Annotated in this window: 21 protein-coding genes and 1 tRNA gene; 16 read left to right on the top strand and 6 right to left on the bottom strand. The window is 68.7% G+C overall.

The window, feature by feature from the left end; genetic code table 11:
* Nucleotides 1-124 precede the first annotated feature (124 nt).
* The 5 genes from KNN16_RS09905 (at nt 125) to KNN16_RS09885 (ending at nt 8,474) form a co-directional block, all read left to right on the top strand.
* Nucleotides 125-856, top strand: a complete 732-nt coding sequence (locus tag KNN16_RS09905) for a DUF2085 domain-containing protein (RefSeq protein ID WP_303896677.1) — start codon at nt 125-127, stop codon at nt 854-856.
* Between the two features lie 13 nt (nt 857-869).
* Nucleotides 870-1,829, top strand: coding sequence for a DMT family transporter (locus tag KNN16_RS09900; protein WP_303896676.1), 960 nt, complete (start codon nt 870-872; stop codon nt 1,827-1,829).
* 63 nt (nt 1,830-1,892) lie between these two features.
* The gene (locus tag KNN16_RS09895) at nt 1,893-4,364 is read left to right on the top strand and encodes a Lon protease family protein (RefSeq protein WP_303896675.1); all 2,472 of its coding nucleotides are present in this window, start codon (nt 1,893-1,895) and stop codon (nt 4,362-4,364) included.
* Between the two features lie 1,683 nt (nt 4,365-6,047).
* Nucleotides 6,048-6,872, top strand: coding sequence for a tRNA (guanosine(37)-N1)-methyltransferase TrmD (gene trmD / locus KNN16_RS09890; RefSeq protein WP_299284202.1), 825 nt, complete (start codon nt 6,048-6,050; stop codon nt 6,870-6,872).
* 21 nt (nt 6,873-6,893) lie between these two features.
* Entirely contained in the window at nt 6,894-8,474 is a 1,581-nt protein-coding gene (locus tag KNN16_RS09885) for a UDP-N-acetylmuramoyl-L-alanyl-D-glutamate--2,6-diaminopimelate ligase (protein ID WP_303896673.1), read from the top strand.
* Between the two features lie 15 nt (nt 8,475-8,489).
* On the opposite strand, the gene KNN16_RS09880 is transcribed toward KNN16_RS09885, so the two are convergent.
* On the bottom strand, nt 8,490-9,560 hold the full coding sequence (locus KNN16_RS09880; RefSeq protein WP_299284196.1) for an LCP family protein: 1,071 nt from the start codon (nt 9,558-9,560) through the stop codon (nt 8,490-8,492).
* A 261-nt stretch (nt 9,561-9,821) separates the two neighbouring features.
* Here KNN16_RS09880 and KNN16_RS09875 point away from each other — a divergent pair, with 261 nt between their 5' ends.
* From KNN16_RS09875 to KNN16_RS09865, 3 genes are read left to right on the top strand one after another with little or no spacing between them, the layout of a single operon-like run.
* Nucleotides 9,822-10,964, top strand: a complete 1,143-nt coding sequence (locus tag KNN16_RS09875; RefSeq protein ID WP_303896670.1) for a substrate-binding domain-containing protein — start codon at nt 9,822-9,824, stop codon at nt 10,962-10,964.
* A 12-nt stretch (nt 10,965-10,976) separates the two neighbouring features.
* Nucleotides 10,977-11,789: a molybdate ABC transporter substrate-binding protein gene (gene modA / locus KNN16_RS09870; protein WP_303896669.1), complete on the top strand. Its 813-nt coding sequence runs from the start codon at nt 10,977-10,979 to the stop codon at nt 11,787-11,789.
* Nucleotides 11,790-11,815: 26 nt separating this feature from the next.
* Nucleotides 11,816-12,667, top strand: coding sequence for an ABC transporter permease (locus KNN16_RS09865; RefSeq protein ID WP_303896667.1), 852 nt, complete (start codon nt 11,816-11,818; stop codon nt 12,665-12,667).
* 46 nt (nt 12,668-12,713) lie between these two features.
* Here KNN16_RS09865 and KNN16_RS09860 read toward each other — a convergent pair whose 3' ends face one another.
* The 4 genes from KNN16_RS09860 to KNN16_RS09845 form a co-directional block, all read right to left on the bottom strand.
* Nucleotides 12,714-12,974, bottom strand: coding sequence for a type II toxin-antitoxin system Phd/YefM family antitoxin (locus KNN16_RS09860; RefSeq protein ID WP_303896665.1), 261 nt, complete (start codon nt 12,972-12,974; stop codon nt 12,714-12,716).
* Nucleotides 12,975-13,039: 65 nt separating this feature from the next.
* The gene (locus KNN16_RS09855; RefSeq protein ID WP_299284182.1) at nt 13,040-14,125 is read right to left on the bottom strand and encodes a Vms1/Ankzf1 family peptidyl-tRNA hydrolase; all 1,086 of its coding nucleotides are present in this window, start codon (nt 14,123-14,125) and stop codon (nt 13,040-13,042) included.
* A gap of 72 nt (nt 14,126-14,197) precedes the next feature.
* The gene (locus KNN16_RS09850) at nt 14,198-14,944 is read right to left on the bottom strand and encodes a DUF72 domain-containing protein (RefSeq protein ID WP_303896662.1); all 747 of its coding nucleotides are present in this window, start codon (nt 14,942-14,944) and stop codon (nt 14,198-14,200) included.
* A 36-nt stretch (nt 14,945-14,980) separates the two neighbouring features.
* Nucleotides 14,981-16,033, bottom strand: a complete 1,053-nt coding sequence (locus tag KNN16_RS09845) for an L-threonylcarbamoyladenylate synthase (protein WP_299284176.1) — start codon at nt 16,031-16,033, stop codon at nt 14,981-14,983.
* 192 nt (nt 16,034-16,225) lie between these two features.
* On the opposite strand from KNN16_RS09845, the gene KNN16_RS09840 reads away from it, so the two are divergent.
* The 5 genes from KNN16_RS09840 (at nt 16,226) to pyk (ending at nt 21,872) form a co-directional block, all read left to right on the top strand.
* A tRNA-Thr gene (locus KNN16_RS09840) sits at nt 16,226-16,298 on the top strand.
* Between the two features lie 87 nt (nt 16,299-16,385).
* Nucleotides 16,386-17,438 carry a hypothetical protein gene (locus tag KNN16_RS09835; protein WP_303896659.1) on the top strand — a complete coding sequence of 351 codons (1,053 nt, stop codon included), beginning with the start codon at nt 16,386-16,388 and terminating at the stop codon, nt 17,436-17,438.
* Between the two features lie 224 nt (nt 17,439-17,662).
* A complete protein-coding gene (fabF, locus tag KNN16_RS09830; protein ID WP_303896657.1) occupies nt 17,663-18,910 on the top strand; it encodes a beta-ketoacyl-ACP synthase II in 1,248 nt (415 codons plus the stop codon).
* Between the two features lie 49 nt (nt 18,911-18,959).
* A complete protein-coding gene (locus tag KNN16_RS09825; protein ID WP_299284168.1) occupies nt 18,960-20,093 on the top strand; it encodes a beta-ketoacyl-ACP synthase III in 1,134 nt (377 codons plus the stop codon).
* Between the two features lie 327 nt (nt 20,094-20,420).
* Entirely contained in the window at nt 20,421-21,872 is a 1,452-nt protein-coding gene (gene pyk, locus KNN16_RS09820; protein WP_299284165.1) for a pyruvate kinase, read from the top strand.
* Nucleotides 21,873-21,933: 61 nt separating this feature from the next.
* Here the strand turns inward: pyk and rpmB are convergent, their stop codons facing one another.
* The gene (gene rpmB, locus KNN16_RS09815) at nt 21,934-22,119 is read right to left on the bottom strand and encodes a 50S ribosomal protein L28 (RefSeq protein ID WP_273089479.1); all 186 of its coding nucleotides are present in this window, start codon (nt 22,117-22,119) and stop codon (nt 21,934-21,936) included.
* Nucleotides 22,120-22,356: 237 nt separating this feature from the next.
* On the opposite strand from rpmB, the gene KNN16_RS09810 reads away from it, so the two are divergent.
* The 3 genes from KNN16_RS09810 (at nt 22,357) to phnE (ending at nt 25,523) form a co-directional block, all read left to right on the top strand.
* Nucleotides 22,357-23,265: a phosphate/phosphite/phosphonate ABC transporter substrate-binding protein gene (locus KNN16_RS09810; protein ID WP_303896655.1), complete on the top strand. Its 909-nt coding sequence runs from the start codon at nt 22,357-22,359 to the stop codon at nt 23,263-23,265.
* A gap of 139 nt (nt 23,266-23,404) precedes the next feature.
* Entirely contained in the window at nt 23,405-24,163 is a 759-nt protein-coding gene (gene phnC / locus KNN16_RS09805) for a phosphonate ABC transporter ATP-binding protein (RefSeq protein WP_088571808.1), read from the top strand.
* Nucleotides 24,153-25,523: a phosphonate ABC transporter, permease protein PhnE gene (phnE, locus tag KNN16_RS09800; RefSeq protein ID WP_303896654.1), complete on the top strand. Its 1,371-nt coding sequence runs from the start codon at nt 24,153-24,155 to the stop codon at nt 25,521-25,523. Before phnC ends, phnE begins: the two co-directional genes overlap by 11 nt.
* The last annotated feature ends 13 nt before the right edge of the window (nt 25,524-25,536 follow it).

The following is a 25,536-nucleotide window of genomic DNA, read 5'->3' as shown; positions in this document are numbered from 1 at the left end:
GATCTTAGGCCCACGAGCGCCCTCCGGCAATCCTGCCGGAGGCCCCGTGTTGCACGACGCCGGGCCGCGCGGTAGGATGGGGAAGACCCGGCAGCTCCGCCGGATGGATCCGGGAGAGGTGTCGATGGCTTCCTCCGCCTCGTCTCCGCGAATAGCGGCCGCGTCGGATCGAACCGGTCGCCTGAGCCGCTGGCTGGCCCGGGAATGGATCTGGGCCTTCGTCCTCCTCTACGGCCTCTTCGTGGGGCTCCCCTGGCTCGCCCCCATCCTGATGCGCCTGGGCTGGGAGACCCCCGCGCGGTGGCTGTATGCCTTCTACAGCCTCTTCTGCCATCAGCTCCCCCAGCGCTCCCTCTTCCTCTTCGGCCTCAAGCCGATGTATTCCCTCTCGGAGATCCGACAGGTCTGGCCGTATGAGGATCCCCTCCAGCTGCGCGCCTTCATCGGGGACCCGGTCTTCGGTTACAAGGTCGCCTGGTCGGACCGCATGATCTCGACCTACACCAGCTTCTGGCTGGCCGCCCTCCTCTTCGCCCTGAGCGGGCGCCGCTGGCGGCCGCTGCCGTGGTGGGCCCTCTTCCTCCTCACCCTGCCCATCGCCCTGGATGGGACCTCCCATCTGATCAACGACCTGCTGTATGGGATCGGCGAGCGGGGCTTCCGCTATGACAACGCCTGGCTGGTCGCCCTGACGGGCGGGAGGCTGCCCGAATGGTTCTACGTCGGCGACGCCCTGGGCTCCTTCAACTCCTGGATGCGCTGGATCAGCGGGGTCCTGTTCGGGTTGGGCGCCGGCGGCTTCGCCCTGCCTTACGTGGACCGATCCTTCCGGGAGCTGGGGGAAACCGAAGCGTGAACGAAGAGGACCGATGAAGGCGACGGCGAGGATCCGGTGGACGTTGCCTCCCTGGGTGATGGGAGGGTTGCTGGTGAACCTGGCCACGTTCACCTGGGCCACCAACATGATCCTGGGGCGGTGGCTGCGGGACAGCATCGGACCCTTCACCCTTTCGGCCCTCCGCTTCGCCCTGGCGGTCCTCTGCTTCGGGGTCCTGCTGCGAGCCCGGCCGCCGACGGAGCGCCGGCCCGGGCCGGACCTCCCGTTGCTGCTCGCCATGGCCTTGACCGGTGTGGCCTTCTTCGCCCCCACCCTCTATGGGGGTCTGCGCGAGACCACCGCCGTCAACGCCACGCTGATCAACGGCCTGGGCCCGCTGATCACCGGCCTCCTGACGGCCCTCCTCATCCGGGAGCCCTTCTCCGCGCGGCAGGGGATCGCCGCCCTCCTGGGGCTGATCGGGGTGGGGATCGTGATCTCCGGCGGCTCCCCGACGTTCTGGCGCTCCCTGCAGGGCCGGCGCGGGGATCTGATGGTGCTGGCCGCGCTGACCCTGTGGGGGCTTTACTCGGTCCTCGGGCGCCGGGTCATGGCCCGCCGCTCCGCCCTCTCCACCACCGCCCTCTCCATGGCCCTGGCGCTCCCCCTGCTGATCCCCGCCGCGCTGATCGAACAGCGCTTCCTGCCGCTGCGGGGAGGCCCGGAGGTGGCCCTGGCTGTCCTTTACATCGGGATCGCCCCCACCGTCCTGGGCTTCCTGGCGTGGAACGCGGGGGTGCGCCGGCTGGGCCCGGGCGGCGCGATGATGTTCTACAACACGCTGCCCCTCTACGGGGCGCTGCTGGGACACTTCCTCCTCCGGGAGCCCCTCGGCCTCGCCCATCTGATCGGCGGGGCCCTGATCCTCGGCGCCGGTTTGTGGGCCGCCGCCTCCCCGCCGGCAAGGGCCCCCCGCTCCGAGCGAAACGACAAAACGGACTATGCTTCATGAGAGCACACCGCTTCGTTCCCGGCATCCGTGTTCATTGATCCTGTGTGAGAAGGAGGAAGCCCGATGGCCCGTTCCCTTCCGCCGGAGGCCCTGCGCCGCACCGTGGATCCGAACACCCTGCCGCTGCGCTCCACCGAAGAGCATCCCCCCCTCGCCGGCCTGATCGGGCAGCCCCGGGCGGTGGCCGCCCTGGAGTTCGGGCTGGACATCCCGGACCAGGGTTTCAACATCTATGTGGCCGGTCCCCCCGGCGTCGGCCGCATGACCGGCGTCCAGATGTTCCTGGAGGCCCGGGCGAAAAACCAGCCTACGCCCCCCGACTGGTGCTACGTTTACAACTTCCAGGACCCCTCCCGGCCGCGGGCCCTGCGCCTGCCGCCCGGCCGGGGCCGGGAGCTGCAACGGGACATGCAGCGGCTCATCGAGGGGGTGCGCCGGGAGATCCCCCGCGTCTTCGAAAGCGATGAATACAACGCCCGCCGCGAGGCCATCCTCAAGGAGATCAACCAGCAGCGGGAGGAGATCCTCAGGCGCCTCAACCAGCGGGCCATGGCTCAGGAGATGATGGTGGAGGTCACCCCCATGGGCATCGCCGTGATCCCCCTCCTGGGCGGACGGCCCATCACGGACCAGCAGTTCGCCGCTCTCCCTCCGGCCATGCAGGAGCTGCTCCGCCGCCGCCGGGAGGCCTTCGAAGAGGAGGTCAAACAGGCCCTCAAGGAGATCCGCCAGCTGGAGCGGGCCGCCCAGGAGCGGCTGCGCCGGCTGAACCGGGAGGTGGCCCTCTTCGTGGTCGAGGGGCTGATGGACGACCTCTTCGAGAAATACCGGGACCTCCCCGAGGTGATCGCCTACCTCAAGGCGGTGCAGGAGGACATCGTCGAGAACGTGGACCAGTTCCGGAGCCGCGAGGAGGGTGCCCCGGGGCTTCCCTTCCCCCTCCCCCTGCCGGCCTTCGGGGATCTGGCCCTGCGCAAATACACCGTGAACGTGCTGGTGGACAACGCCGAGCAGCAGGGAGCCCCGGTGATCATCGAGTGGAACCCCACCTTCCCCAACGTCTTCGGCCGCCTGGAGAAGGAGAGCCTGCTCGGGGTGCTGCACACCGACTTCACCCTGATCCGCGCCGGGGCGCTGCACCGGGCCAACGGAGGCTACCTGGTGATGCCCGTGGAGGGGGTTCTGGTCAACCCCTTCGTCTGGGAGGGCCTCAAGCGCGCCCTGCGGCAGCGGGCCGTCGAGATCGAGGAGCCCGGAGAGCGCATGGGGTTGCTCACCACCCGCACCCTGGACCCCGAGCCCATCCCCCTTCACGTGAAGGTCATCCTCATCGGCAGCCCGCTCCTCTACCACCTGCTGTATCTCTACGATGAGGAGTTCAGCGAGCTCTTCAAGGTGAAGGCCGACTTCGACATCGAGATGCCCTGGGACGAGAACGGGATGCGGGATTACATCGCCCTCATCGGTACCCTCTGCCGGAAGGAGGATCTGTGCCATCTGGACGCCGGGGCGGTGGCCCGGGTGATCGAATACGGCGGGCGGCTGGCCGAGGACCAGACCCGCCTCTCCACGCGTTTCGCCGAGGTGGCGGACCTGGTGCGGGAGGCCAGCTTCTGGGCCCGCAAGGCCGGCTCCCCCCTGGTGACCGCCGAGCACGTCCGCCAGGCCCTGGAGGCCAAGGTCTATCGCTCCAACCTCATCGAGGAGCGCATCCGCCAGCTGATCGCCGAGGGGACCCTGCTCATCGATGTGGAGGGCGCGAAGGTGGGCCAGGTCAACGGCCTCTCGGTGCTGGACCTGGGGGACTATCGCTTCGGCCGGCCGAACCGCATCACCGCCACCGTCGCCCTGGGACGGGAGGGGGTGATCGACATCGAGCGGGAAGCCCGCCTGGGCGGCCCCATCCACACCAAGGGCGTCCTCATCCTCAGCGGCTACCTGGCCTCCAAATACGCCCAGGACAAGCCGCTGACCCTCTCCGCCCGCCTGGTCTTCGAGCAGTCCTATTCCGGGGTGGAGGGCGACAGCGCCTCCTGCGCGGAGCTGTGCGCCCTGCTGTCGGCCCTCGCCGACGTCCCCATCCGCCAGGGCATCGCCATCACCGGCTCCATCAACCAGAAGGGGGAGCTGCAGGCCATCGGGGGGGTGAACGAGAAGATCGAGGGCTTTTACTACACGTGCAAGGTCAAGGGGCTCACAGGGGAGCAGGGCGTGATCATCCCCGAGGCCAACGTCCGCAACCTGATGCTCCGGGAGGAGGTCGTCGAGGCGGTGCGGGAGGGGAAGTTCCACATCTGGGCCGCCCGCACCGTTGACGAGGCCATCGAGATCCTCACCGGCATCCCCGCGGGGGAGCGCGGGCCCGACGGCCGGTATCCGGAGGGGACGATCAACGCGCGCGTGGATCAGCGGCTCCGGGAGATGGCGGAGACCCTGCAGCGCTTCGGCCGCGAGGAGCGAGGGGAGCGCAAGGCCCCCGAGGCCCGCGAGGAGGGGCGAGGCAACGCTGGAGGCGGCAACATGTCCGTCGAATGAATTCGGCCTCCGGAGGCCTTCGGCCGACGGTCGGCCTGCGCCGACCGGGAAAATCCTTCGCGTCGGCGAAGGCCGACGCCTGGCGCGTCAGCGCCTGAAGAGGCCGATTTCAATCGGCGCAGAGCCTTCGGCCGATGGTTGGCCTGCACGCCGAATGAATTCGGCCTCCGGAGGCCTACGGCCGGCGGTCGGCCTGCGCCGACCGGGAAAGCGTTCTTTGCGTCGGCGGAGGCCGACGCCTGGCGCGCAGCGCCTTGAGAGGCCGATTTCAATCGGCGCAGAGCCTACGGCCGGCGGTCGGCATGCGTGCCGAATGAATTCGGCCTCCAGGGGCCTTCGGCCGACGGTCGGCCTGCGCCGACCGAGAAAATCCTTCGCGTCGGCGGAGGCCGACGCCCGGCGCGTCAGCGCCTTAAGAGGCCGATTTCAATCGGCGCAGAGCCTTCGGCCGGCGGTCGGCCTGCGTGCCGAATGAATTCGGCCTCCGGAGGCCTACGGCCGACGGTCGGCCTGCGCCGACCGGGAAAACCCTTCGCGTCGGCGGGGCCGACGCCTGGCGCGCAGCGCCTTGAGAGGCCGATTTCAATCGGCGCAGAGCCTACGGCCGGCGGTCGGCATGCGTGCCGAATGAATTCGGCCTCCGGAGGCCTACGGCCGACGGTCGGCCTGCGCCGACCGGGAAGGGGTCTTGCGTCGGCGGAGGCCGACGCCCGGCGCGCAGCGCCTGGGAGGGCCGATTTCCAATCGGCGCAGAGCCTTCGGCCGGCGGTCGGCCTGCGTGCCGAATGAATTCGGCTTCCGGAGGCCTACGGCCGACGGTCGGCCTGCGCCGACCGAGAAAACCCTTTGCGTCGGCGGAGGCCGACGCCTGGCGCGCAGCGCCTTGAGAGGCCGATTTCAATCGGCGCAGAGCCTTCGGCCGACGGTCGGCATGCGTGCCGAATGAATTCGGCCTCCGGAGGCCTACGGCCGATGGTCGGCCTGCGCCGACCGGGAAAGCGTTCTTTGCGTCGGCGGAGGCCGACGCCTGGCGTGCAGCGCCTTGAGAGGCCGATTTCAATCGGCGCAGAGCCTTCGGCCGGCGGTCGGCCTGCGTGCCGAATGAATTCGGCTTCCGGAGGCCTACGGCCGACGGTCGGCCTGCGCCGACCGGGAAAATCCTTCGCGTCGGCGAAGGCCGACGCCTGGCGCGCAGCGCCTGAAGAGGCCGATTGCAATCGGCGCAGAGCCTTCGGCCGGCGGTCGGCATGCGCCGACCGAAAAACATCCTTCTTGCGCCTTGAAAGATGGATCTTCACAATTGAATTCGGGCCGCGCTGAAGCCAATGCGTAAGCCGAAATTCGTTTCGGCATCCATCCTGCCGGGGCGGCTTCGCTGAGACCCTTGTGCCATCAAAGGCGGAAAGTTCGGGGCTAAAGCCCCTCCTGCAGAAACCATCTTTTTGTAGGAGCGGCTTTAGCCGCGAACTCTTGCGTCGTCAAAGACCGAGGTTTGGGACTGAAGCCAATGCATGAGCCGAAATTCATTTCGGCATTCATCCTGCCGGGGCGGCCTTGTGCCATCAAAGGCGGAAAGTTCGGGGCGAAAGCCCCTCCTGCAGAAACCATCTTTTTGTAGGAGCAACTTTAGCCGCGAACTCTTGCTTCCGCCGCAACCCTTGCGCCATCGAAAGGTGAACGGGCGTGCGGATTGACGTCGTGACGTTGTTCCCGGAATACTTTGAGAGCCCCCTGCGGGTCAGCATCCTGAAGCGCGCTCAGGAGTCTGGACACGTTCAGATCGTGATCCACAACCTGCGCGCCTTCGGCATCGGACGGCATCGGGTGACCGATGACACGCCTTACGGCGGGGGCGGCGGGATGGTCATGCGGCCGGAGCCGATCTTCGACGCCGTGGAGCATATCCTGGCGGAGGTCCCGGAGGCCGAGCGTATGCAGATCCCCATCATCCTCCTGGACCCGGCCGGGCGGCGCTTCACCCAGGAGGTGGCCTGGGAGCTGGCCGGCCATCCCCGCCTGGTGCTGATCTGCGGTCATTACGAGGGCGTGGACGAACGGGTGCGGGAGCACCTGGCGACCGACGAGATCTCCATCGGCGACTTCGTCCTGACCGGCGGCGAGCCCGCCGCCCTGGTGATCCTCGACGCTGTGGTGCGCCTGGTGCCCGGCGTGCTGGGCGATCCGGAGGCCCCGCGGCACGACTCCTTCGCGGGGAGCCTCCTGGAGCATCCCCACTACACCCGCCCCGCCGTCTATCGGGGCTGGGAGGTCCCCGAAGTCCTGCGCTCCGGCCATCACCAGGCCATCGCCCGGTGGCGCCGGATGCAGTCCCTCCGGCGGACCTGGGAACGTCGCCCGGATCTCCTCCTCCGGGCGGCCCTCACCGAAGAGGAGCGCTCCTGGATCGCCCGCTGGGAAGCGGAGCGCCGCGCCCTCCTGGCCCCCCTGCTCGAAGGGGCGCCCCCTGGGGAGCCCTCCGCACCCTTGCCGGATGAAGCGCGCGGTTGACATCCTGGCCGGGAGATCGCCATGGCCCCTCGGACCCTCTCCCAGCTGCTTCAGGCCCTTCCTTTCCCGTATCGTCACACCGGTGGCGACCCGTGGATTCAGGACGTGGTGACCGACTCCCGGCAGGTCCGGCCGGGAGCCCTTTTCGTGGCCTACCGCGGGCTGCAGCACGACAAGCACGCCTTCATCCCCGACGCCCTGGCCCGCGGGGCGGCGGCGGTGGTCGGGGAGCGGCCCCGGGAGACGCTCCCTCTCCCGGAGGACGTGGCCTACGTGGAGGTTCCCAGCGGACGGGAGGCGCTGGCCTGGCTCTGCGCCGCCTTCCACGACTTCCCCTCCCGCCGGTTGATCCTGATCGGTGTGACGGGGACCGACGGCAAGACCACCACCGTGAACCTCATCCACTCCATCCTCACCGCCGCCGGGGTCCGGGCGGGGATGATCAGCACCGTGAACGCCGTGATCGGGGATCGGGTCTATGAGACCGGCCTCCACACCACCACGCCCGAGGCCCCGGAAGTCCAGCGCTATCTCCGCGAGATGGTCGAGGCGGGCCTCACCCACGCCGTGCTGGAGACCACCTCCGAGGGCCTGGCCCAGCACCGGGTCACCGCCTGCGACTTCGACATCGCCGTCCTCACCAACCTCACCCACGAGCACCTGAACTTCCACGGCACATGGGAGAACTACCGGGCCGCCAAGGCCCGCCTGTTCGAGATGCTCCGGGCTTCCGCCCGCAAAGGGCTCCCCAAAACCTCGATCCTGAACGCCGAGGATCCCTCTTACGATTACTTCCGGCGCATCCCGGCCGATCGCTACCTGAGCTACGCCCGGGAGAAGCCGGCCGACCTGACGGCCGAGGAGGTCCGCTTCGAGCCGGGCCGCACCCGCTTCATCGCCCGCACGCCGGTCGGCGCCATCCCCATCGAGACCGTCCTGGTGGGGGAATACAACATCTCCAACATCCTGGCCGCCGTGGGGGTTGGAGTCGCCCTGGGGTTGCCGCCGGAGGCCATCGCCGAGGGCGTGCGGCGCCTCCCGGGCGTCCCGGGCCGGATGGAACGGATCGACGAGGGGCAGGATTTCATCGCCATCGTGGATTTCGCCCACACGCCGAATGCCCTGGAGCAGGCCCTGAAGACCGTCCGGCGCATGACCTCGGGGCGGGTGATCGTGGTCTTTGGCAGCGCCGGGCTGCGGGACGTGCAGAAGCGGGGGATGATGGGCCGCGTGGCCGGACGGCTGGCGGACCGCATCGTGATCACCGCCGAGGATCCCCGGACGGAGGATCTGGAGGCCATCCTGGAGGCCATCGCCGAGGGCGTGCGGGCAGAAGGGCGCGTGGAGGGTGTGGATTTCTGGCGCATCCCGGACCGGGCCGAGGCCATCCGCTTCGCGGTGGACCTGGCGGGGCCGGGCGATCTGGTGATCGCCTGCGGCAAAGGCCACGAGCCCTCGCTGTGTTACGGGACCGTGGAATATCCCTGGGATGAGCGGGAGGTCATGCGCGCCGCCCTGCGGGAGCGGCTGGGGAAAGGCCGCGACCTGATCCGGCCCTGGTGCTACCTCCGCGCCCTGCAGGAAAAAGCTTCTTCCGGCTGATCCCCTTCCCCCGGCCTATCGCTCCCAGTTGAACGCCTCCATCAGCGCCGCCAGCGCCTGGCGGTTGGGGATCAGGACCGCCGCGCCCCCCGGCGTCTGCCAGGGGCGGACCATGGAGGGCTCCACGGCGAGCAGGCGGATCCGCTCCTCCGGCACCCCCCGGGCGAACTGGGCGATGGCCAGCATCTCCGGGATCGTCAGATCCGTCTGCACAGAGTTGCCCAGGGTCCGCAGGATCTCCGGGATCTGGGGCAGGGTCTGAAGGGAAAGGACCTTCGCCCGCAGGGCCATCAGTACCTGCTGTTGCCGCTTCAGCCGCCCGAAATCGCTGTCCGCATGCCGGGTCCGCACATACTTCAGCGCCAGCTCCCCATCCATATGGATCCGCCCGGCCGGGATCACCAGGCGCTCCGTGCGATAGTCATCCGTGGGGTAAGCGTTGTCCACGATGGTGCGGGGCACATCCACCTCGATCCCGCCCACCAGATCGATGATCCGCTTGAAGCCGTTGAAGTCCAGGAGGACGTAGCGGTGCACCGGGACGCCGAAGTTGTAAGCCACCGTCCGCTTGGCCAGCTCCCCGCATCCGCCGAGGTGGTAATAGTCCCCGTAGAAGCACGCGGTGTTGATGCGGCTCTGGGAGATCCCGCGCTCCTCCAGCCCGGGGATGGGCACATAGAGATCCCGGGGGATGGAGAGCACGGAGATCGTATCGCTGATGGGGTCCAGGCCGATGAGCATGATCCCATCGGAGCGGACCGGGACGTCCTGTTCGTCGGGCCGGCGATCCACGCCCAGCACCAGGATGTTCAGACGGCCGGGGACCGGCCATGCGGGCGCCGGGTTGAGCCACTCGATGGGATTGAGCATCCGCCCCACCTCGGAGATGGGCGGCAGGCCCAGCGGGCCGCCGCCGGAGCCTCCCGCGCCGGCCATCGCCCGCCAGCGCTGGGCGCGCGCGGCCATCACCACGGCGATCCCCAGCCAGGTGGAAAGCAACGTGGAGGCGAGCAGGACCGCCACGAACAGCCGGTAATACCGCCCGCCTGAGGCCGGGCGGGGAGAGGTCGATGTCGCGGAATTCACAGCCTCCTCCGTCCCTGGGTTTCGACCTGCCCTTGCAGAACCCTCTGCGGGCCTTCTGCGTTCTCACACCGACCCTCTATTGTAATCCACCTTGTGGGACAACTGCGAGCAGTTGTCCCACGATTTTGGGACACATCCCCGCTCCTGCGGAAGGAGCGCAGCCGCGCTGGGCCCTGCCTTCCGGCGCCTGGGGTGTCAATGATAATTGACAAATTGACCGGAATCCATTACCATCGCGGTGTGTTCCACGGGAGGGATGCGATGGGACGGCGTGTGCGGCTGGAGGGTGGGGAGAACCGGGTGCGGGAGATCCGGGAGGGGCAGGGGATGAGCCAGGCCGAGCTGGCGCGGCGGGCCGGGCTGAGCCGGCAGGCCCTCAGCGCCATCGAGGCCGGCCGGTATCTGCCCAACGTGGCGGTGGCCCTCCGCCTGGCCCAGGCCCTCTCGTGCCGGGTGGAGGATCTGTTCCCGGCTCCCCCGGCGGCGCAGATCCTGGAGGCCGAATGGCCGCTCCCGGTCCGGCGGGGCCAGCCGGCGACGCGGCGGGTGGGCCTCGCTCGGGTGGGGGAGCGCCTCATCGCGTGGCCGTTGCAGGAAGCATGGGGGTTTCACGCCCCGGCCGACGGCTTCCTCGTGGAAGGCGGACGCCCCGGACGGGTCCGGGTGGCCCTGCGGGTCCCCCCGGCGATCCTGGAGCGGACGCTGCTCATCGGAGGGTGCAACCCGGCCCTGGCGCTGCTGGCCGCGCATCTGAGGGAACGGTTCCCGGAATATCGCCTGCGCTGGATCCCGATGAACAGCCAGGCGGCGCTGCAGGCCCTGGCGCGCGGGGAGCTCCACATCGCCGGCACCCATCTCGCGGATCCGGTGCGGGGGATGGACAATCTCCCGGCGATCCGTCGCATCCTGGCCGGGCGCCCCGTGGCGGTCGTCACCCTGGCCCGCTGGGTGGAAGGAGTGATGGTGCCTGCCGGCAACCCCGGTCGGATCCATCACCTCCAGGATCTGGCCCGGCCCGGCTTGCGGGTTCTCCTGCGGGAGAGCGGGGCGGGCAGCCAGCGGATCCTGGCGTGGCGGCTTCGTCGGGAGGGCGTCCCGCCCTCGGCCCTTCCCGCCCTCCGCTGGCGGGCCCGGGATCATCTGGAGGTGGCCGCGGCGCTCACCGCCCGGCTGGCCGATGCGGGGCCAGGGGTGTTGCCCGTCGCCCGGATCTTCGGGCTGGGGTTCCTGCCCCTGGCGGAATCCCGTTACGACCTGGTCATCCCGGAGGCGTTCTTCCGGACCCCTGCGGTGGAGGCTTTGCTGGAGGTATTGAGCGGCCGCCGCTTCCGGGAGGAACTGGAGGCCATCGGCGGCTTCGATCCTGGACCTGCCGGCGCCCTGGTGGCCCGGCTGGAGACGTGAGGCGGTGCCCTCATGCGTCGCATCCGCATCTTCCTGCTCAGCGCGGCGATCCTGGCCGCCTGCGCCGGGAAAGGTTCTCCCCCGGATCCGACCGCGAGCGCTCCCGCGCGGGAAGGGGAGGTGATCGTGTTCGCGGCCGCCTCTCTCACCGAGCCCTTTCGGGAGCTCGCCGTGCTCTTTGAGCAGGAGCATCCCGGGGCGAAGGTCATCTTCAACTTCGGCGCTTCCTCCATCTTGCGAACCCAGATCCTGCAGGGAGCGCCAGCAGATCTCTTCGCCTCCGCGGATGAGAAAAACATGGAGGAGGTGGCGCGGGCCGGCCGGGTGGCGGAGGGTCCGTGGATCTTCGCCACCAACCGATTGGTGATCGTGGTGCCGGCCTCCAACCCCGGCGGCGTCGCCGCCCTGGCGGACCTGACCCGGCCCGGCCTGCGCCTGGCTTTGCCCGGACCGGAGGCGCCCATCGGGGCTTACGCCCGGGAGGTGCTGGCCCGCGCCGCCCGGGATCCGGCTTACGGGCCGGATTTCGCGGAGCGGGTGCTGCGGAACGTGGCCTCCTCAGAGCCCAACGTCAAGGCCGCCCTGGCCCGGGTGGCCCTGGGGGAGGCGGACGCCGCCTTCGTCTACCGCACAGACGTGACGCCGGCCTATCGGGAGAAGGTGCGGGTGGTGGAGATCCCGAATTCCCTGAACGTGATCGCCCGCTATCCGATCGCCCTTTTGAAGGAGGCGCCGCATCCCGTCGCGGCGCGCGCCTTTGTGGATCTGTTGCGTTCCCCCCGGGGCCAGGCGGTCATGCAGCGCTGGGGGTTTGGCGCGCCATAGGCGGACCTGTCGTGGGGAGGTTGCGCATGGTTACGGATCGCATCGCCGCGTTTCCTCGCCGGGGCGGAGCGAGGCCGCAGGTCTTCCTGCGCTCCGGGATCTGGTTGTATGTGTGGAGCCTTCCCCTGGCCCTGTTCCTGATCAGCCCCTTCCCCATCCTGATCTTCTATCTCCTGAGGATCCCTCTCTGGGAGGAAACGGGCTCCGCCCTGGTCCGTCAGGCGTTCCAGCTCACGCTGCAGACCAGCCTGGCGACCGTGCTGGCCGCCCTGGTGCTGGGAACCCCGCTGGCGTATCTGCTGGCCCGGCAACGGTTCCCGGGCAAGACGCTGGTAGAAGGGCTGGTGGAGCTGCCCATCGTCGTCCCGCCGATCGCCGCGGGGGTTTTGCTGCTGCTGGTTTTCGGGCGGCAAGGGGCGCTGGGCCCGCTTCTGGAGCGGATGGGGATCTCGTTGCCTTTCACCCCCGCCGGGGTTGTGACGGCCCAGCTGTTCATCTCCGTGCCCTTCTACATCCGGGGAGCGCGCCTGGGGTTCATGATGGTGCCGAAGGAGCTGGAAGAGGCCGCCGCCGTGGATGGAGCGTCTTCGATCCGCATCTGGCAGCACGTGAGGTTGCCCCTGGCCTTCCCGGGCATGTTCTCCGGCCTGATCCTCTGCTGGGCGCGGGCGGTCGGGGAGTTCGGCGCCACGTATCTGTTTGCCGGGAACATGCCCGGGCGCACCCAGACCATGCCGCTCGCCATCCTGTCGGCCATGGAGAGCGACCTGGGAGCCGCGCTCCTGCTGACAGGGATCCTGACGGCGCTCGCCTTCGCCACCCTCCTCAGCGCCTGGCTGCTCGTGGGAGGCCGGGGGGAATCTTCGCTGGCCCTTTAGCGGCGTCCCCCCACCGGGTAGCGGCAGACCTTCAAGGCCTCCTTCTTCACCTCGTCCGTTCCTCCAGCTCCCTCCGGGAGGCTTCGTCTAACTCGGTGGCGCGGATGTCGATCCCCTTCATCTCCTGGGAGAGACGCACCATGGTGGAATAGGCCTTCAGTCGCTGCAAGCGCGCGTATTCATCGAAGGGCAAGATCACCGCCGCCGGCTCGCCCCGCCGGGTTATGATCACCGGTTCCTCCCGGGCGCGCTTGAGCAGCGCAGAGAAATCTTTCCTGGCTTCAGCGATGGAAATCTTCAGAGCCATTTTGAGGCTCCTTCCTCCTATAGTCCAGAGGAGACCGCGGATCACGCTCAGGCGGAGCGTCTCCCTCAGTAGCGCAGCAGGGCGGCCGTGCCGAGCTCCCGCAGGCGGGGATGGCCCTCGACGATCTCCACCTGGCCGCCGTTCTCCAGCACCGTGGCGATCAGCCAGTCCACGGCGTCCGGCAGCGTTTCGAAGGCCGCGCCGCAGAAGGGGCAGGATGCGCGCGGGATCGTGGTGAGGAAGCCGCAGCCGGCGCACCGGTAAGCCGGAGCGTGGAAGCCGTCGGCCACCAGCAATACCTGCACCCGGCCCTCGGCAGCCGCCCGCAGGGTGTCCTCCAGGTTGATCACCCCGTTGGCCCCTTTGGACGCCGCGGTGATGGCCGTCTCCACCAGGGCGAACTCCCGCTCCCGTTCGACCTGCTGGAGGACGCGCAGGGCCGCCTCCCGGAGCTCCTCCTCATCCGCCATTCGGTCCCCCGGGATCGTCCCGGCGATGCGATCCCGCCAGGGGGAGGGCAGGAGCTCCCGGAACTCCACGACGGTCGGGTCCGCCCCGCCGAGGAGCAGGTAGCGGGGCTGGTGGCGTTCACAGAAGCCCACCGTCAGCTCGGCCGCCTCTTTCAGGTTGCGATAGGCCACCTCGTCTTCGTGTCGCTGGAGCTTCTCCGCTCCCCAGCCCCCCTGCTTGTGGCGCTTGATGGGCTCCCCGCGCAGCTCCAGGGTCTCCCGGAGCTCCCCCATCTGGTAGAACAGCAGGCGGATATGGGTCTTGTCCACCAGCGCGATCAGGAAGCGGCCGTAAGCGTCCCAGAGCTTGGCCAATGGAAAGACATAGGGCTTGCGCCCTACGAAGGCCAGGTTGGGGGTGGGAACGGCAAGGGTGAAGACCCGCCACAGGCCGCGAGCCTGGGCGGAGAACACGGCCAGGCCCCGCCCCGAGCCATCGTATTCCCGTTCGACGAAACGCTGAACCGCCTCCACATCGGCCCGGGAAACCTGGTCCTCCACGCGCTCCAGCAGATGCCGCAGGTTCAACCGGTAATGATCCTTGGTCTGATGGCGGGGATCTACATTCAGGTAGAGGCTCAGGACGGGGACATCCGGGCTTTCCAGCGCAGCCAGCTCCCGCAGATCCCGCTCGGTAAACATGGTCGACCTCCCTCACCCGGTTTTCCCATCGTGCCGGACAGCGAGGAAGCGCGCGGGAGAACCTCTTCTCACTTAAATTGTAGCCCCATCCGGAGAGGGCGGCCGGAGCCGGACCATCTCCTGGAACCGCCGGGCATCCTCCCACATGGACACGTTGTTGAAGAACACGAAGGCCTCCCGGAACCCCTGACAGCGGGCCCAGAGCTCCTCCAGGTCCGCGTCGGTGTAACGATAAGCGTATCCGGTCCGGCCGTGGAGGCGGAAGTAGGCGACGTCGCCGGTGACCGGGGCGCTCGCCAGAGGATCTACGGCATGGATCAGCCGGTAGCGCTCGCAGATGCGACGGATCACCGCCTCCGGCCAGTCGCCCCGGGGCTCCCAGGCCAGCCGGAAGGGGACCTCCCGGACGCGTTCGAGGAAGGCTTCCAGGTTGCGGAGGTGGGCAGGGGTCGGGGTGAAGGAGGCCGGGCACTGCAGCAGCACGACCGCCGCGCTTAGGGCCTTCGCCGCCTCCACCGTGGCAGCCCATCCCCGCTGCACCACCGGCGTGTCCTGAAAGGCGCCGGCCTGAGGGCGTTCCTCAGGGGCCAGGGGGTGCCGCAACCGGCGGTAAGTCGGGCTGCTCGCCGGGTGGGTGACGAGCTGCCACGCCTTAATGGTGAAAACAAAATCCGGCCCCGCCTCCTCGCGCCATCGCCGCAGCGTCTTCGGCTGGGGCGGATCGTAGAACGTCTGCTGGACCTCGACAGCCCGGAACATCCGGAAGTAAACCGATCGCGCTTTGGGGAACCCGCAGCATCCGATGTGGATGATCCCCATGGGTCGGCAGACCTCCCGGGCGAAGATCTCTCGCCCCTACGATGGTTCTTCGATCCGGATGACCCGGCCGCCGGCGGCGCGGATGAGGCGATCCCGAATGGCCAGCCCCAGCCCCTCGGCCCCGAACTCCCGGGCGAGGATCAGATCCAGCCCCCGCTGGTCCAGCTCCCGGAGCGCCGGATACAGCCGGCGGGCGATGCTCGCCAGGTCCGCTTCCGAGCCCAGGATCGCGACCTCAACGGGCAGGTCGGCCACAGCCGCGCGGTCCTCCTCCGCAATCAACAGCCCCACCCGGTGTCCCTGCTGGACGTAGTGGCGAGCGATCTCCCGCAGGTGCGGGCGCAGCCTCTCTTTCGGCCCCAGCAGGACCACCAGCTCCGTGCGGGGCGCATAATGTTTGGGCAGCATCCCGGGGGAAGGCGCGGGACCCGCCACCGCGCGGTCGAACACAGCCACCGGCCCGAGAACGGCCTCCAGGGCCTCGCGGGGCAAGCCCCCTGGTCGGAGAATGGTGGGCACCGGCCGGGTGAGGTCCAGCACCGTGGACTCCACCCCGATGGCCGTGGGGCCTGCGTCCAGGATGAGATCGATGCGGCTCTCCAGGTCCTCCAGGACGTGCCGGGCGGTGGTTGGGCTGACGTGGCCGAACCGGTTGGCGCTGGGGGCCGCGATGGGCGTCCCTGCCGCTCGGATCAGGGCCAGGGCCACCGGATGGGCGGGCATCCGCACCGCTACCGTCGGCAGGCCGGCGGTGGCGAGATCGGGGACCGCAGGTTGCTTGGGCAGCACCAGGGTCAGGGGGCCCGGCCAGAAGCGCTGCGCCAGGGTCCAGACAGGGGGAGGGATCTCCCGGGCCAGCCGGGGTAGCATCTCCAGGTCCGCGATGTGGAGGATCACGGGGTCGGTGGGCGGCCGACCCTTCGCGGCGAACAGGCGCTCCAGGGCCTTGGGGTTGAGGCCGTCGGCCCCCAACCCGTATACGGTTTCCGTGGGGAAGGCCACCAGGCCGCCCTCCCGCAGGATCTCCGCCGCCCGGGCGATGGTCCCCGGATCCGGGCGCTCGGGGTCGATCGAGATCACCCGCGTCATCGTCCCGTCCTCCGGAAGGGATTTTGGGAGGGGGCTCAGGGAAAAGCAAGATGAGGACCAAGCCCGGAGCGAGGAGGGACGACCGCTTGCGGCGCCTCATGGCCGGCCTGGGGGGACCGCCGGAAAGCCCGATCGCAGGGGCTTGCCGGGTTGTCGAGCTCCTCGGATTCCCGTATAATTGAAGTCGCGGATGCCACCTTAGCTCAGCCGGTAGAGCACCCGCCTCGTAAGCGGGGGGTCGCGGGTTCGAATCCCGCAGGTGGCTTTCCAGACCCCGGTGATTCCCTCGATGCGGGAACATCCTTCTTCAGAATCAGCGGAAAATCGGAGAAGCGTCCGGATTCCCCCCTGGATGCCCTCGCCCGGATGGGCGCATGGGATCCGCGAGGGATGGCATCTTCTGCGCCGCGTATGGGGATGGCTGAGCAGCCCCTGGGGGATCGGCATCCCGGCGGCGCTGCTTGCCCTCGGCCTCCTCTGGATGCTTCTGGCCTCCCAGGCGCCGGAGCCGCGCGATCCGGCCTATGGCCTCTGGGTGGCCCGGGCCCGGCTGCGCTTCGGCGCCCTGTTCGATCCGCTGGAGCGCCTGGGTCTGTGGGCCCTGAGGGAGACGCCGGGCTGGCGGCTGGCATGGGCCGCCCTGGGGCTGAGCCTGCTGGTCCACGCCCTGGAGGCGGCCGCGGCCCGGCGTCGGTGGGCCGCCCTTAGCGCGGCCGCCCTCCTGGGGGCCATCCTTGTGGGGATCGCCGGCGAGGCCCTTCCGCCTCCGCTCTCGGTTTCCCTGGCGCCGGGGGAAGGGCGGTCCGTCGGAGCGTTCTGGCTGACCCTGGAGGAAGGGCGGATCGTCCTCTGGGAGCAAGGGAACCCTGTGGGGGGGCTGACCTTCGCGCCGAACCGTCCTCTACGTCTGGGACCTTACATCGCCCTGGCGTGGCGCGAGGGCGCCGTGCTGGAGCTCCGGGCGGCCGGGCCGGAAGGGCCGCTGACGCTGCGCGCCGCCCTGGACGCCCCACCGGTTTCCAGCCTGTTGTTGCATCCCTCTCCGGAAGGCGAGGCCTTCGCCGCCCTCCCCCAGGCCGGTTGGATCCTCCGGCTGAGCCTCCCGCGGACGCTGACGGTTTTCCGGGAAGGGACCGGCGAGGTGGTCTGGCAGGAGGCGCTTCCATCGCTCCGCGACGGCGAGACGCTGGAGCGGGCGCTGCCGGGCGGCTATGCCCTCGCGCTCACCGCCCGCCCGGTCTATCGGATCGTGCTCCTCTCGCCCCTCGTCTTCGCCCAGTGGGTCCTGAGCGGGGCGATGGCCCTGATCGGCCTGCTCGCCGGTGCCCTGCAGATCCTCCCTGCCGCTTTCGCCCGTCGCTCCCGCTCGCCCGGGCATGCGGAGCCGGGTCCGCCGACGGCGTAACATTTCCCGAAGGAAGGTGTTTTCTTTTCAGAAGAAGCCCTCTCCTTCTGTGGGCTTTCAACGAGGAGCCCGGACGCCGGCGGACGGGGCGAGGCCCTCCGGAGGGGCCGAGGGGGTCGTTTTTCGCACCCCGCGCGCTGTCCGACATGAAAGCCCATCGAAGGGGGATCGGAGTCCTCAGGCTTGAGATGCGAGGAGTGGGCATCGAGAGGAGGCTTTTCGAGATGACGCGCGTGGTGATCACCGGGATGGGGGCGATCACGCCCCTGGGGAACGATGTGGAGACGTTCTGGCGGAACGTGGTGGCCGGGCGCTCGGGTGTGGGTCCGATCACCCTCTTTGATGCCTCGGCGATGAAAACCCGTATCGCCGCCGAGGTCAAGGGGTTCGACCCGGAGGCGTGGTTCGGCCGCAAGGAGGCCCGCCGCATGGATCGCTACGCCCAGTTCGCCCTGGCCGCCACCCAGCAAGCCCTCCAGGACGCTCGCCTGGATCCTGCCCATGTGGATCGGGAGCGGGTGGGGGTGATCCTGGGGACGGGGATCGGCGGGATCGGGGCCCTGGTGCAGGGCGTGGAGACCTTGATGACCCGGGGGCCGGACCGGATCAGCCCGTTCATGGTCCCCATGATGCTGGCGGACACCGCGCCGGGCCTGATCGCCATCGCCTATGGCTTTCGCGGCCCCAACATGGCCGTGGTCACGGCCTGCGCCAGCGGGACCAACGCCATCGGCGAGGCCATGCATCTGATCCGGCGGGGCGATGCCGACGTGGTGATCGCCGGCGGCGCGGAGGCGGCCATCCTCCCGGTGGCCGTGGCCGCTTTCAACGTGATGGGCGCCATCTCTACCCGCAACGAGGAGCCGGAGCGGGCCTCCCGTCCCTTCGATCGGACCCGGGACGGCTTCGTGATGGGGGAGGGAGCGGGGATCCTGATCCTGGAGCGGCTGGAGCACGCCCGGGCCCGGGGCGCCCGGATCTACGCGGAGGTGGTGGGCTACGGGACCTCGGCGGATGCCTATCACATCACCGCTCCTCTGGAGAACGGGGAGGGAGCGGCTCTGGCCATGCGCCGGGCCCTGGCCGATGCGGGCCTCTCGCCCCGGGACATCGATTACATCAACGCCCACGGCACCAGCACCCCGCTCAACGATAAGAGCGAGACCCAGGCCATCAAGGCGGTCTTCGGGGAAGCGGCTTACGATGTGCCGATCTCCTCCACGAAGTCCATGATCGGCCACCTGTTGGGCGCGGCGGGGGCGGTGGAGGCCATCGTCTGCATCCGCGCCATCACCGATGGCGTCATCCCGCCCACGATCAACTACGAGCACCCCGATCCGGAGTGCGACCTGGATTATGTGCCGAACGTGGCGCGACGCAAGCCGGTGCGGACGGCCATGTCGAACTCCTTCGGCTTCGGAGGCCACAACGCCTGCGTGATCTTCCGGCGTTATGAGGATGGCGCGTCGTGAACCTTCCCCTTTCTGAATCCTCGCGGAATCCCTGACCAGGGGGAGTCGGATGGCCCGTTACGCGCACATCGTGGGCTGGGGGATGGCGGTCCCCCAGCGGGTGGTTACGAACCACGAGCTGGCTCAGTTTGTGGACACCTCGGACGAGTGGATCGTGACCCGCACGGGGATCCGGGAGCGGCGGGTGGCCGGCCCTCAGGAGAGCACCGCCACCCTCTCCATCGCCGCCGCCGAGGAGGCGCTGGCGGTGGCTGGGATCAACCCCCGGGATGTGGACCTGATCCTGGTGGCCACGGTGACCCCCGAGCACCTCTTCCCGGCGACCGCCTGCCTGGTCCAGGACGCCTTGGGGGCCTCAAGGGCAGGGGCCTTCGATCTGCTCGCCGGATGCTCCGGCTTCATTTATGCCCTGCACATGGCTGCCGCCGCCATCCGGGCCGGGACCCATGACATCGCCCTAGTCATCGGGGCCGAGACCCTCTCCCGCATCGTGAACTGGCGCGATCGCAACACGTGCGTGCTCTTCGGGGACGGGGCAGGGGCGGTGGTGCTGAAAGGGAGCGAGATCCCCGGCGGCGTGCTGGCCTCCATGATCCGGGCGGACGGCTCCGGGGGGGAGCTCCTGATCCTGCCCGCGGGCGGCAGCCGGATGCCCATCTCGGAGGCGGTGGTGCGGGACGGCTGTCACTTCGTCCGGATGAACGGTCGGGAGGTCTTCCGGTTCGCCACTCGGGTGATGGAGAAGGCCACCCGGGAGGTGGTCGCTCAGGCCGGGCTGCGCCTGGAGGATGTGGATCTGATCATCCCGCATCAGGCCAACATCCGGATCATCGAGGCCGCGGCGAAGGGTCTGGGATTGCCGATGGAGCGCTTCTTCGTGAACATCGATCGTTACGGAAACACTTCCTCCGCCAGCATCCCCATCGCGCTGTGCGAGGCCGCGCAGCAGGGGCGCCTGAAATCCGGGGACACCGCCGTGATGGTGGCCTTCGGCGCCGGCCTGACCTGGGCCGCCGCCGTGGTCCGGTGGGGGATGCCTCTGGCGCGTCCCCGGCCGCCCTGGCTGGAGCGTCTGGGCCGCATCACCCTCTACCTGCCGGCCCAGCTGCACTCCCGCCTGATGCGTCTCTGGCGGCGCTTCGACGCCTGGCTGAGCCGCTTCCTCCGGCAGGAGGGCGAATAAAAGCAGGGGTTGTCTTTTCCTCGCGATGGCCCCGGCCGCGTCGCAGGGCGCGGAGAGACCGCTTCCCCTCCGCGATCCCCGGATAAGGGGTGTGTCCCAAAATCGTAGGACAACTGCGAGCAGTTGTCCTACAAAGCGGCCAGGCCCGACAAAATTGGGACACACCCCGGATAGGTGTCTCGGCCCGGAGGATCGATTTCGACCTACAATGGAGGGGGTCGCCGTAGCCCGGGCCGAAACGGATTTCAGCTTACACCCGGATCGTTGATCCATCATCCCGACACCGGATTCGCTCCCGGTGATGGAGGCCGAGCGGTGAGGTCCACGATGTCCATGCGACCACGCACCAAAATCGTCTGCACCCTGGGCCCTTCTACGGATCATCCGGAGGTCCTGCGGGCGATGATCCGGGCGGGGATGAGCGTGGCCCGCATCAATTTCTCCCACGGCGACCACGCCGCCCATGCCCGACGCATCGCACTGGTGCGCCAGGTGGCCCAGGAGGAAGGCGCGATCGTCGCCATCCTGGGGGACCTCCAGGGCCCGCGCTGGCGGGTCGGCGTCATCGAGGGAGGTTACATCTCCATCGCCCCGGGCCAGCGCATCACCCTGACCACCCGTCCGGTCCCCGGCAGCCCTCAGGAGGTCCATCTCCCCCATCCGGAGCTGGTGGCCCTGGTGCAGCCCGGCCAGATCCTCCTTCTGGACGACGGGCTGCTGGAGTTCCGGGTGGAGGAAGTGAACGGGACGGACGTGGTCTGTCGGGTGGTGCGTGGGGGAACGCTGAGCTCCCATAAGGGGATCAACGCGCCGGGCCTCCCGCTGACCCTGCCCGCCCTCACGGAGAAGGACCGGCTGGATGTGCGGTTTGCGGTGGAACAGGGGTTGGATTACCTGGCGCTCTCCTTCGTGCGCACCGCGGAGGATGTCCGCGCGTTGCGAGGCCTCCTGCAGGAGCTGGGGGCCTCAATCCCGATCATCGCCAAGATCGAGAAACGGGAGGCTCTGGATAACATCGAGGCCATCCTGGAGGCGGCGGATGCGGTGATGGTCGCCCGGGGGGACCTGGGAGTGGAGATCCCTCCGGAGGAGGTGCCCATCCATCAGAAGCGGATCATCCGGTTGTGCAACCGGGCGGGCAAGCCGGTGATCACCGCAACCCAGATGCTCAACTCCATGGTGAGCCATCCCCGTCCGACCCGTGCGGAGGCCAGCGATGTGGCCAACGCCATCCTGGATGGGACGGATGCGGTGATGCTCTCCGCGGAGACGGCCACCGGCACCTATCCGGTGGAGGCGGTGCAGATGATGGCGCGCATCGCCCGGATCGCGGAGGAGGCCATGCCTCACCGCCGGTGGCTGGACCTCATCGGGGAGCCTGCGGAGGTCACGGAGGCCATCAGCCGGGCGACGGTGGAGATCGCTGAGCAGATCGGGGCCCGGGCCATCGTCACCTCCACGATGTCCGGCTACACGGCCCGGATGATCGCCCGTCACCGCCCCTCGGTGCCCATCCTGGCGGTGACGCCGGTCCCGGCCACCCTGCGGCGGCTGGCCCTGGTGTGGGGGGTGCAGCCTGCCCTGATGCCGGCGGTGCGGAACACCGATGAGATGCTGGGGGCGGCCAGCCAGGCGGCCCTCCAGAGCGGCCTGGCCCAGCCCGGGGATCTCCTGGTGATCACCGCCGGCGTCCCCTTCGGCCGCCCCGGCCATACGAACCTCCTGAAAGTCCATCGCATCGAGCCGGCTCCCACGTCCAACGGCTCCACGTCCGCATGAAAAAACAGGGGATGGGAAGCCCTCACCGGGCTCCCCATCCCCTCGTGAGGAGGCCAGCGGATCAGGCCCTTGCCTTGTGGAGGGCCTTCAGGCAGCGGGTGCAGATGTGGATCCGGCGTGTGACCCCGTTCAGGGTGACCCGCTTCTTCTGAACGTTGGCCATGAACCGCCGGCGCTCGGCGTGATTCGAGTGGCTGACGTAGTTGCCGAAAGCCGTCCCTTTTCCGCAGAGCTCACAGCGTGCCATGGGGCTTCCCCCGGTTCGTAGGATGAGGGCAGGTTGCCGCTCCTGATCCATCGCCTCGTTCGCCTAAGCGTCCTCCCCAGGCCTCTGTTAGCGCGCGGGTTATTGTAACCGGGCCTCCTGTTTGCGTCAACCCACGGCCCCTTCGCGACGCTGGAAATCCATAGTGTTTGACATCCCCTTCCTCCCCCCCTAAGATGGATCTGAGCGTTCGCGAAATCCGAGGAAGGAGGTTCTCCAATGAAACGCCTGATGGGAGTGGCGACCCTCGGCGTTCTGTTCCTCGGCCTGGCCCTGGGGGCCTGCGCGCCTCAGAAGCCTCCTCTGGGCAGCGAGCAGAACCCCCTGGTGATGGTCTTCGTCCCCTCCGGGGAGTCTGAGGAGATCAAGCGGGGGGGCGAGCAACTGGCCGAGCTGTTGAGCAAAAAGCTAAACATGAAAGTCAAGATCAACCTGGCCAGCAGCTTCGCCGCTGCGGTGGAGGCCATGGGGGCCAGCCAGGCCCAGATCGGATGGCTGAACACCTTAAGCTACCTCCTGGCCCACGAGAAATACGGCGTGGAGGTGATCCTGGCCACCGTCCGCTTCAACCAGACCTACTACACCGGGCAGATCATTGTGCGGGCGGACTCCGGGATCAAGAGCCTCGCCGACCTCAAAGGCAAGGTGATGTGCTGGGTGGATCCCCTCTCCACCTCCGGCTATCTGATGCCCCGCATCCTGCTCAAGGCCAACGGGGTGGACCCGGACAAGGATTTCGCCGAGACGGTGAACGCGGGCTCCCACCCCAACGTGGTCAAGGCGGTCTACAATGGGGATTGCGACGCCGGGGCGACCTATGTGGACGCCCGGGGCGCGGTGGAGAAGGATCTGCCGGATGTGAAGGAGAAGGTGGTGGTGCTGGCCACCACGGCGAAGATCCCCAACGACAACGTCAGCGTGGTCAAGGATCTGCCGGCGGACCTCAAGGAGAAGATCCGGCAGGCGCTGCTGGAGATCGCGGCCTCGGAGGAGGGCAAGCAGGCCCTGAAGACGGTCTATCAGATCGAGGGCCTGCAGAAGGTGGACGACTCCTTCTACGATGAGTTCCGGGCTCAGCTGAGCGCCTCCGGCTACAAGCTGGAGGATCTGGTGAAGCCGGCCAAGTGATCCCGAAGCGGGGGACCGGCCTCCCGGTCCCCCGCCTGTCAGATCCGGGGATCCCTCCGCCGGGTTCTTCCGCCCATGCGATGAGGAAAATCCCGATGTTCTCCCCGACCCGACCCCGAGAGATCCGGGGGCACCTCCCATGCCGCTGATTGTGGAGCGTTTGACCAAGATCTATCCGGATGGGACGCGGGCGCTGCATGAGGTCAGCTTCACGGTGGAGGATGGGGAGTTCGTGGCCATCATCGGGCTCAGCGGGGCGGGGAAGAGCACGCTGCTGCGCTGCATCAACCGCCTGATCGAGCCCACCTCCGGCCGGGTGATCTGGAACGGGATCGACATCACCGCCGCCTCCCCCCGGGAGCTGCGGAAGATCCGGCGCCAAATCGGCATGATCTTCCAGCAGTTCAACCTGGTGAAACGGGCGACCGTCCTCACCAACGTCCTCGCAGGCCGTCTGGGATATGTCAACCCCTGGCTCAGCCTGCTGGGCTACTTTCCTCCTTCTGAGGTGCAGCGGGCGATGCGGGCCCTGGAGCGGGTGGGGCTGGCGGATCTCGCCGACAAACGAGCCGACGAGCTCTCCGGTGGCCAGCAGCAGCGGGTCGGCATCGCCCGCGCCCTGATGCAGGAGCCCCGCCTGCTCCTGGCCGACGAGCCGGTCGCCAGCCTGGATCCCGTCCTTGCCCATTCGATCCTCCGCTACATCGAAGAGCTGAACCGGAAGGACGGCGTCACTGTCCTCTGCAGCCTGCACTTCCTGGATCTGGTCCATCGTTACGCGACCCGGGTGATCGGGCTGAAGGATGGGATCAAGGTCTTCGACGGGCGGCCGGACGAGATCGATGACCGCCGGTTCAAGGAGATCTACGGTCAGGAGGCCGAGCGCATTGGCGGCTGAGCGGCGTCCTCCGCGCGGGTATGCCCTTCTCCCGGCGCTGGCCTATCAGGCCCTGGGTCAGCGATCCATGGCCGCGGTCTGGGTGGGCGTCTCCCTGGCTCTGATCGGGCTGGCGGGATGGCGCGGGCATCCCGGGCTGTGGCTGGGGGTGGGGCTGTGGGGGCTGGGGACGATCTATGACGCCTGGCGGCGGCTCAGCGGCCGGCGGCCCCGTCTGTGGCCCGCCACCCTGGCCGCGCTGGCCGTCCTCTACGCGGTGGGCTGGGAGGTCACGGAGATCGACCTGCGCGCCCCTTTCGTGCGCTTCGAGAAGATGCGCCCCTATCTGGTCGCCCTGACCCAACCCGATCTCCTGACCTATCCCACGGAGCGACAGGTGCTCCGGATCCCGGTGGAGGTCCCGTGTCGGAGCGCGCCCCAGCCGGTGACCGTTCGCGAGGGGGTGGAGGCCCGGCTCTCCGCCGGTTGCGCCCAGGCTGGCGACGCGCTGACCCTGGAAGGGGAGGGCTTCCCGCCCGGAGTCCCGCTGGAGCTCTGGTGGGTGAATCCCATCGGCGAGCGCCAGCGGATCCTGCAGGGAGGGCGCCCTCTGTCGGTGCAGGCGGATGGGGCCGGACGCTTTCGAGTCGCCTTCCTGGCTCCCCGCGCGGTTCCTCCCGGGTTCGAGCCGCCCCCCGGCCAGTCCCAGACCCACTTCCTGGAGATCCACACGGTGCGGGTGATCGGAGGCCCGCGGCCCAGCGAGGCCCTGCTGGAGGTGGCGGAGAAGATGGGGGAGACGGTGGCCATCGCCCTGCTGGCCACCACCTTCGCTGTGCTCATCGCGGCCCCCTTGTCGTTCCTGGCTGCGCGCAACCTGATGGGAGGCTCCCTTCCCACCCGCCTGATCTATTACGGGATGCGGGCTTTCTTCAACATCGTCCGGTCCGTGGAGCCTCTGATCTTCGGGATCGTGTTCGTGGTCTGGGTGGGCCTGGGCTCTTTCGCCGGGATGCTGGCCCTGATGGTCCACTCCATCGCCGCCCTGGGGAAGCTTTTCTCCGAGGTGGTGGAGCACATCGATCCGGGGCCGGTGGAGGCCCTCACCGCCACCGGGGCGACCCGCCTCCAGGTCATCCGTTACGCCGTGGTGCCTCAGGTGGTGCCGGAGTTCATCTCCTTTGCGGTTTACCGCTGGGACATCAATGTCCGCATGTCCACGATCATCGGGTTCGTGGGGGGCGGGGGGATCGGCTTTCGGTTGAGCGAGTGGATCCGCCTGAGCGCATATCGTCAGGTGGCCACGGCGGTGATCGGCATCGCCCTGGTGGTGATGGCCCTGGACTTCGTGAGCGCTCAGGTGCGCCGCCGGATCGTCTGAGAGGCGTTGCGGC

Source organism: Thermoflexus hugenholtzii (assembly GCF_018771565.1).
In the GTDB taxonomy this organism is placed as follows: Bacteria; Chloroflexota; Anaerolineae; order Thermoflexales; family Thermoflexaceae; genus Thermoflexus; species Thermoflexus hugenholtzii_A.
The sequence above is the reverse complement of the archived record's forward strand: the minus strand, read 5'-3'. Positions and strand labels throughout refer to the sequence as shown.

Bases quoted from the DNA above. Each gene is read 5' to 3' on its own strand.
- KNN16_RS09905 (WP_303896677.1), top strand. From the start codon at position 125: ATGGCTTCCTCCGCCTCGTCTCCGCGAATAGCGGCCGCGTCGGATCGA.
- KNN16_RS09900 (WP_303896676.1), top strand. From the start codon at position 870: ATGAAGGCGACGGCGAGGATCCGGTGGACGTTGCCTCCCTGGGTGATG.
- KNN16_RS09895 (WP_303896675.1), top strand. From the start codon at position 1,893: ATGGCCCGTTCCCTTCCGCCGGAGGCCCTGCGCCGCACCGTGGATCCG.
- KNN16_RS09885 (WP_303896673.1), top strand. From the start codon at position 6,894: ATGGCCCCTCGGACCCTCTCCCAGCTGCTTCAGGCCCTTCCTTTCCCG.
- KNN16_RS09875 (WP_303896670.1), top strand. From the start codon at position 9,822: ATGGGACGGCGTGTGCGGCTGGAGGGTGGGGAGAACCGGGTGCGGGAG.
- modA (WP_303896669.1), top strand. From the start codon at position 10,977: ATGCGTCGCATCCGCATCTTCCTGCTCAGCGCGGCGATCCTGGCCGCC.
- KNN16_RS09865 (WP_303896667.1), top strand. From the start codon at position 11,816: ATGGTTACGGATCGCATCGCCGCGTTTCCTCGCCGGGGCGGAGCGAGG.
- KNN16_RS09860 (WP_303896665.1), bottom strand. From the start codon at position 12,974: ATGGCTCTGAAGATTTCCATCGCTGAAGCCAGGAAAGATTTCTCTGCG.
- KNN16_RS09855 (WP_299284182.1), bottom strand. From the start codon at position 14,125: ATGTTTACCGAGCGGGATCTGCGGGAGCTGGCTGCGCTGGAAAGCCCG.
- KNN16_RS09850 (WP_303896662.1), bottom strand. From the start codon at position 14,944: ATGGGGATCATCCACATCGGATGCTGCGGGTTCCCCAAAGCGCGATCG.
- KNN16_RS09845 (WP_299284176.1), bottom strand. From the start codon at position 16,033: ATGACGCGGGTGATCTCGATCGACCCCGAGCGCCCGGATCCGGGGACC.
- KNN16_RS09835 (WP_303896659.1), top strand. From the start codon at position 16,386: ATGCCCTCGCCCGGATGGGCGCATGGGATCCGCGAGGGATGGCATCTT.
- fabF (WP_303896657.1), top strand. From the start codon at position 17,663: ATGACGCGCGTGGTGATCACCGGGATGGGGGCGATCACGCCCCTGGGG.
- KNN16_RS09825 (WP_299284168.1), top strand. From the start codon at position 18,960: ATGGCCCGTTACGCGCACATCGTGGGCTGGGGGATGGCGGTCCCCCAG.
- pyk (WP_299284165.1), top strand. From the start codon at position 20,421: ATGTCCATGCGACCACGCACCAAAATCGTCTGCACCCTGGGCCCTTCT.
- rpmB (WP_273089479.1), bottom strand. From the start codon at position 22,119: ATGGCACGCTGTGAGCTCTGCGGAAAAGGGACGGCTTTCGGCAACTAC.
- KNN16_RS09810 (WP_303896655.1), top strand. From the start codon at position 22,357: ATGAAACGCCTGATGGGAGTGGCGACCCTCGGCGTTCTGTTCCTCGGC.
- phnC (WP_088571808.1), top strand. From the start codon at position 23,405: ATGCCGCTGATTGTGGAGCGTTTGACCAAGATCTATCCGGATGGGACG.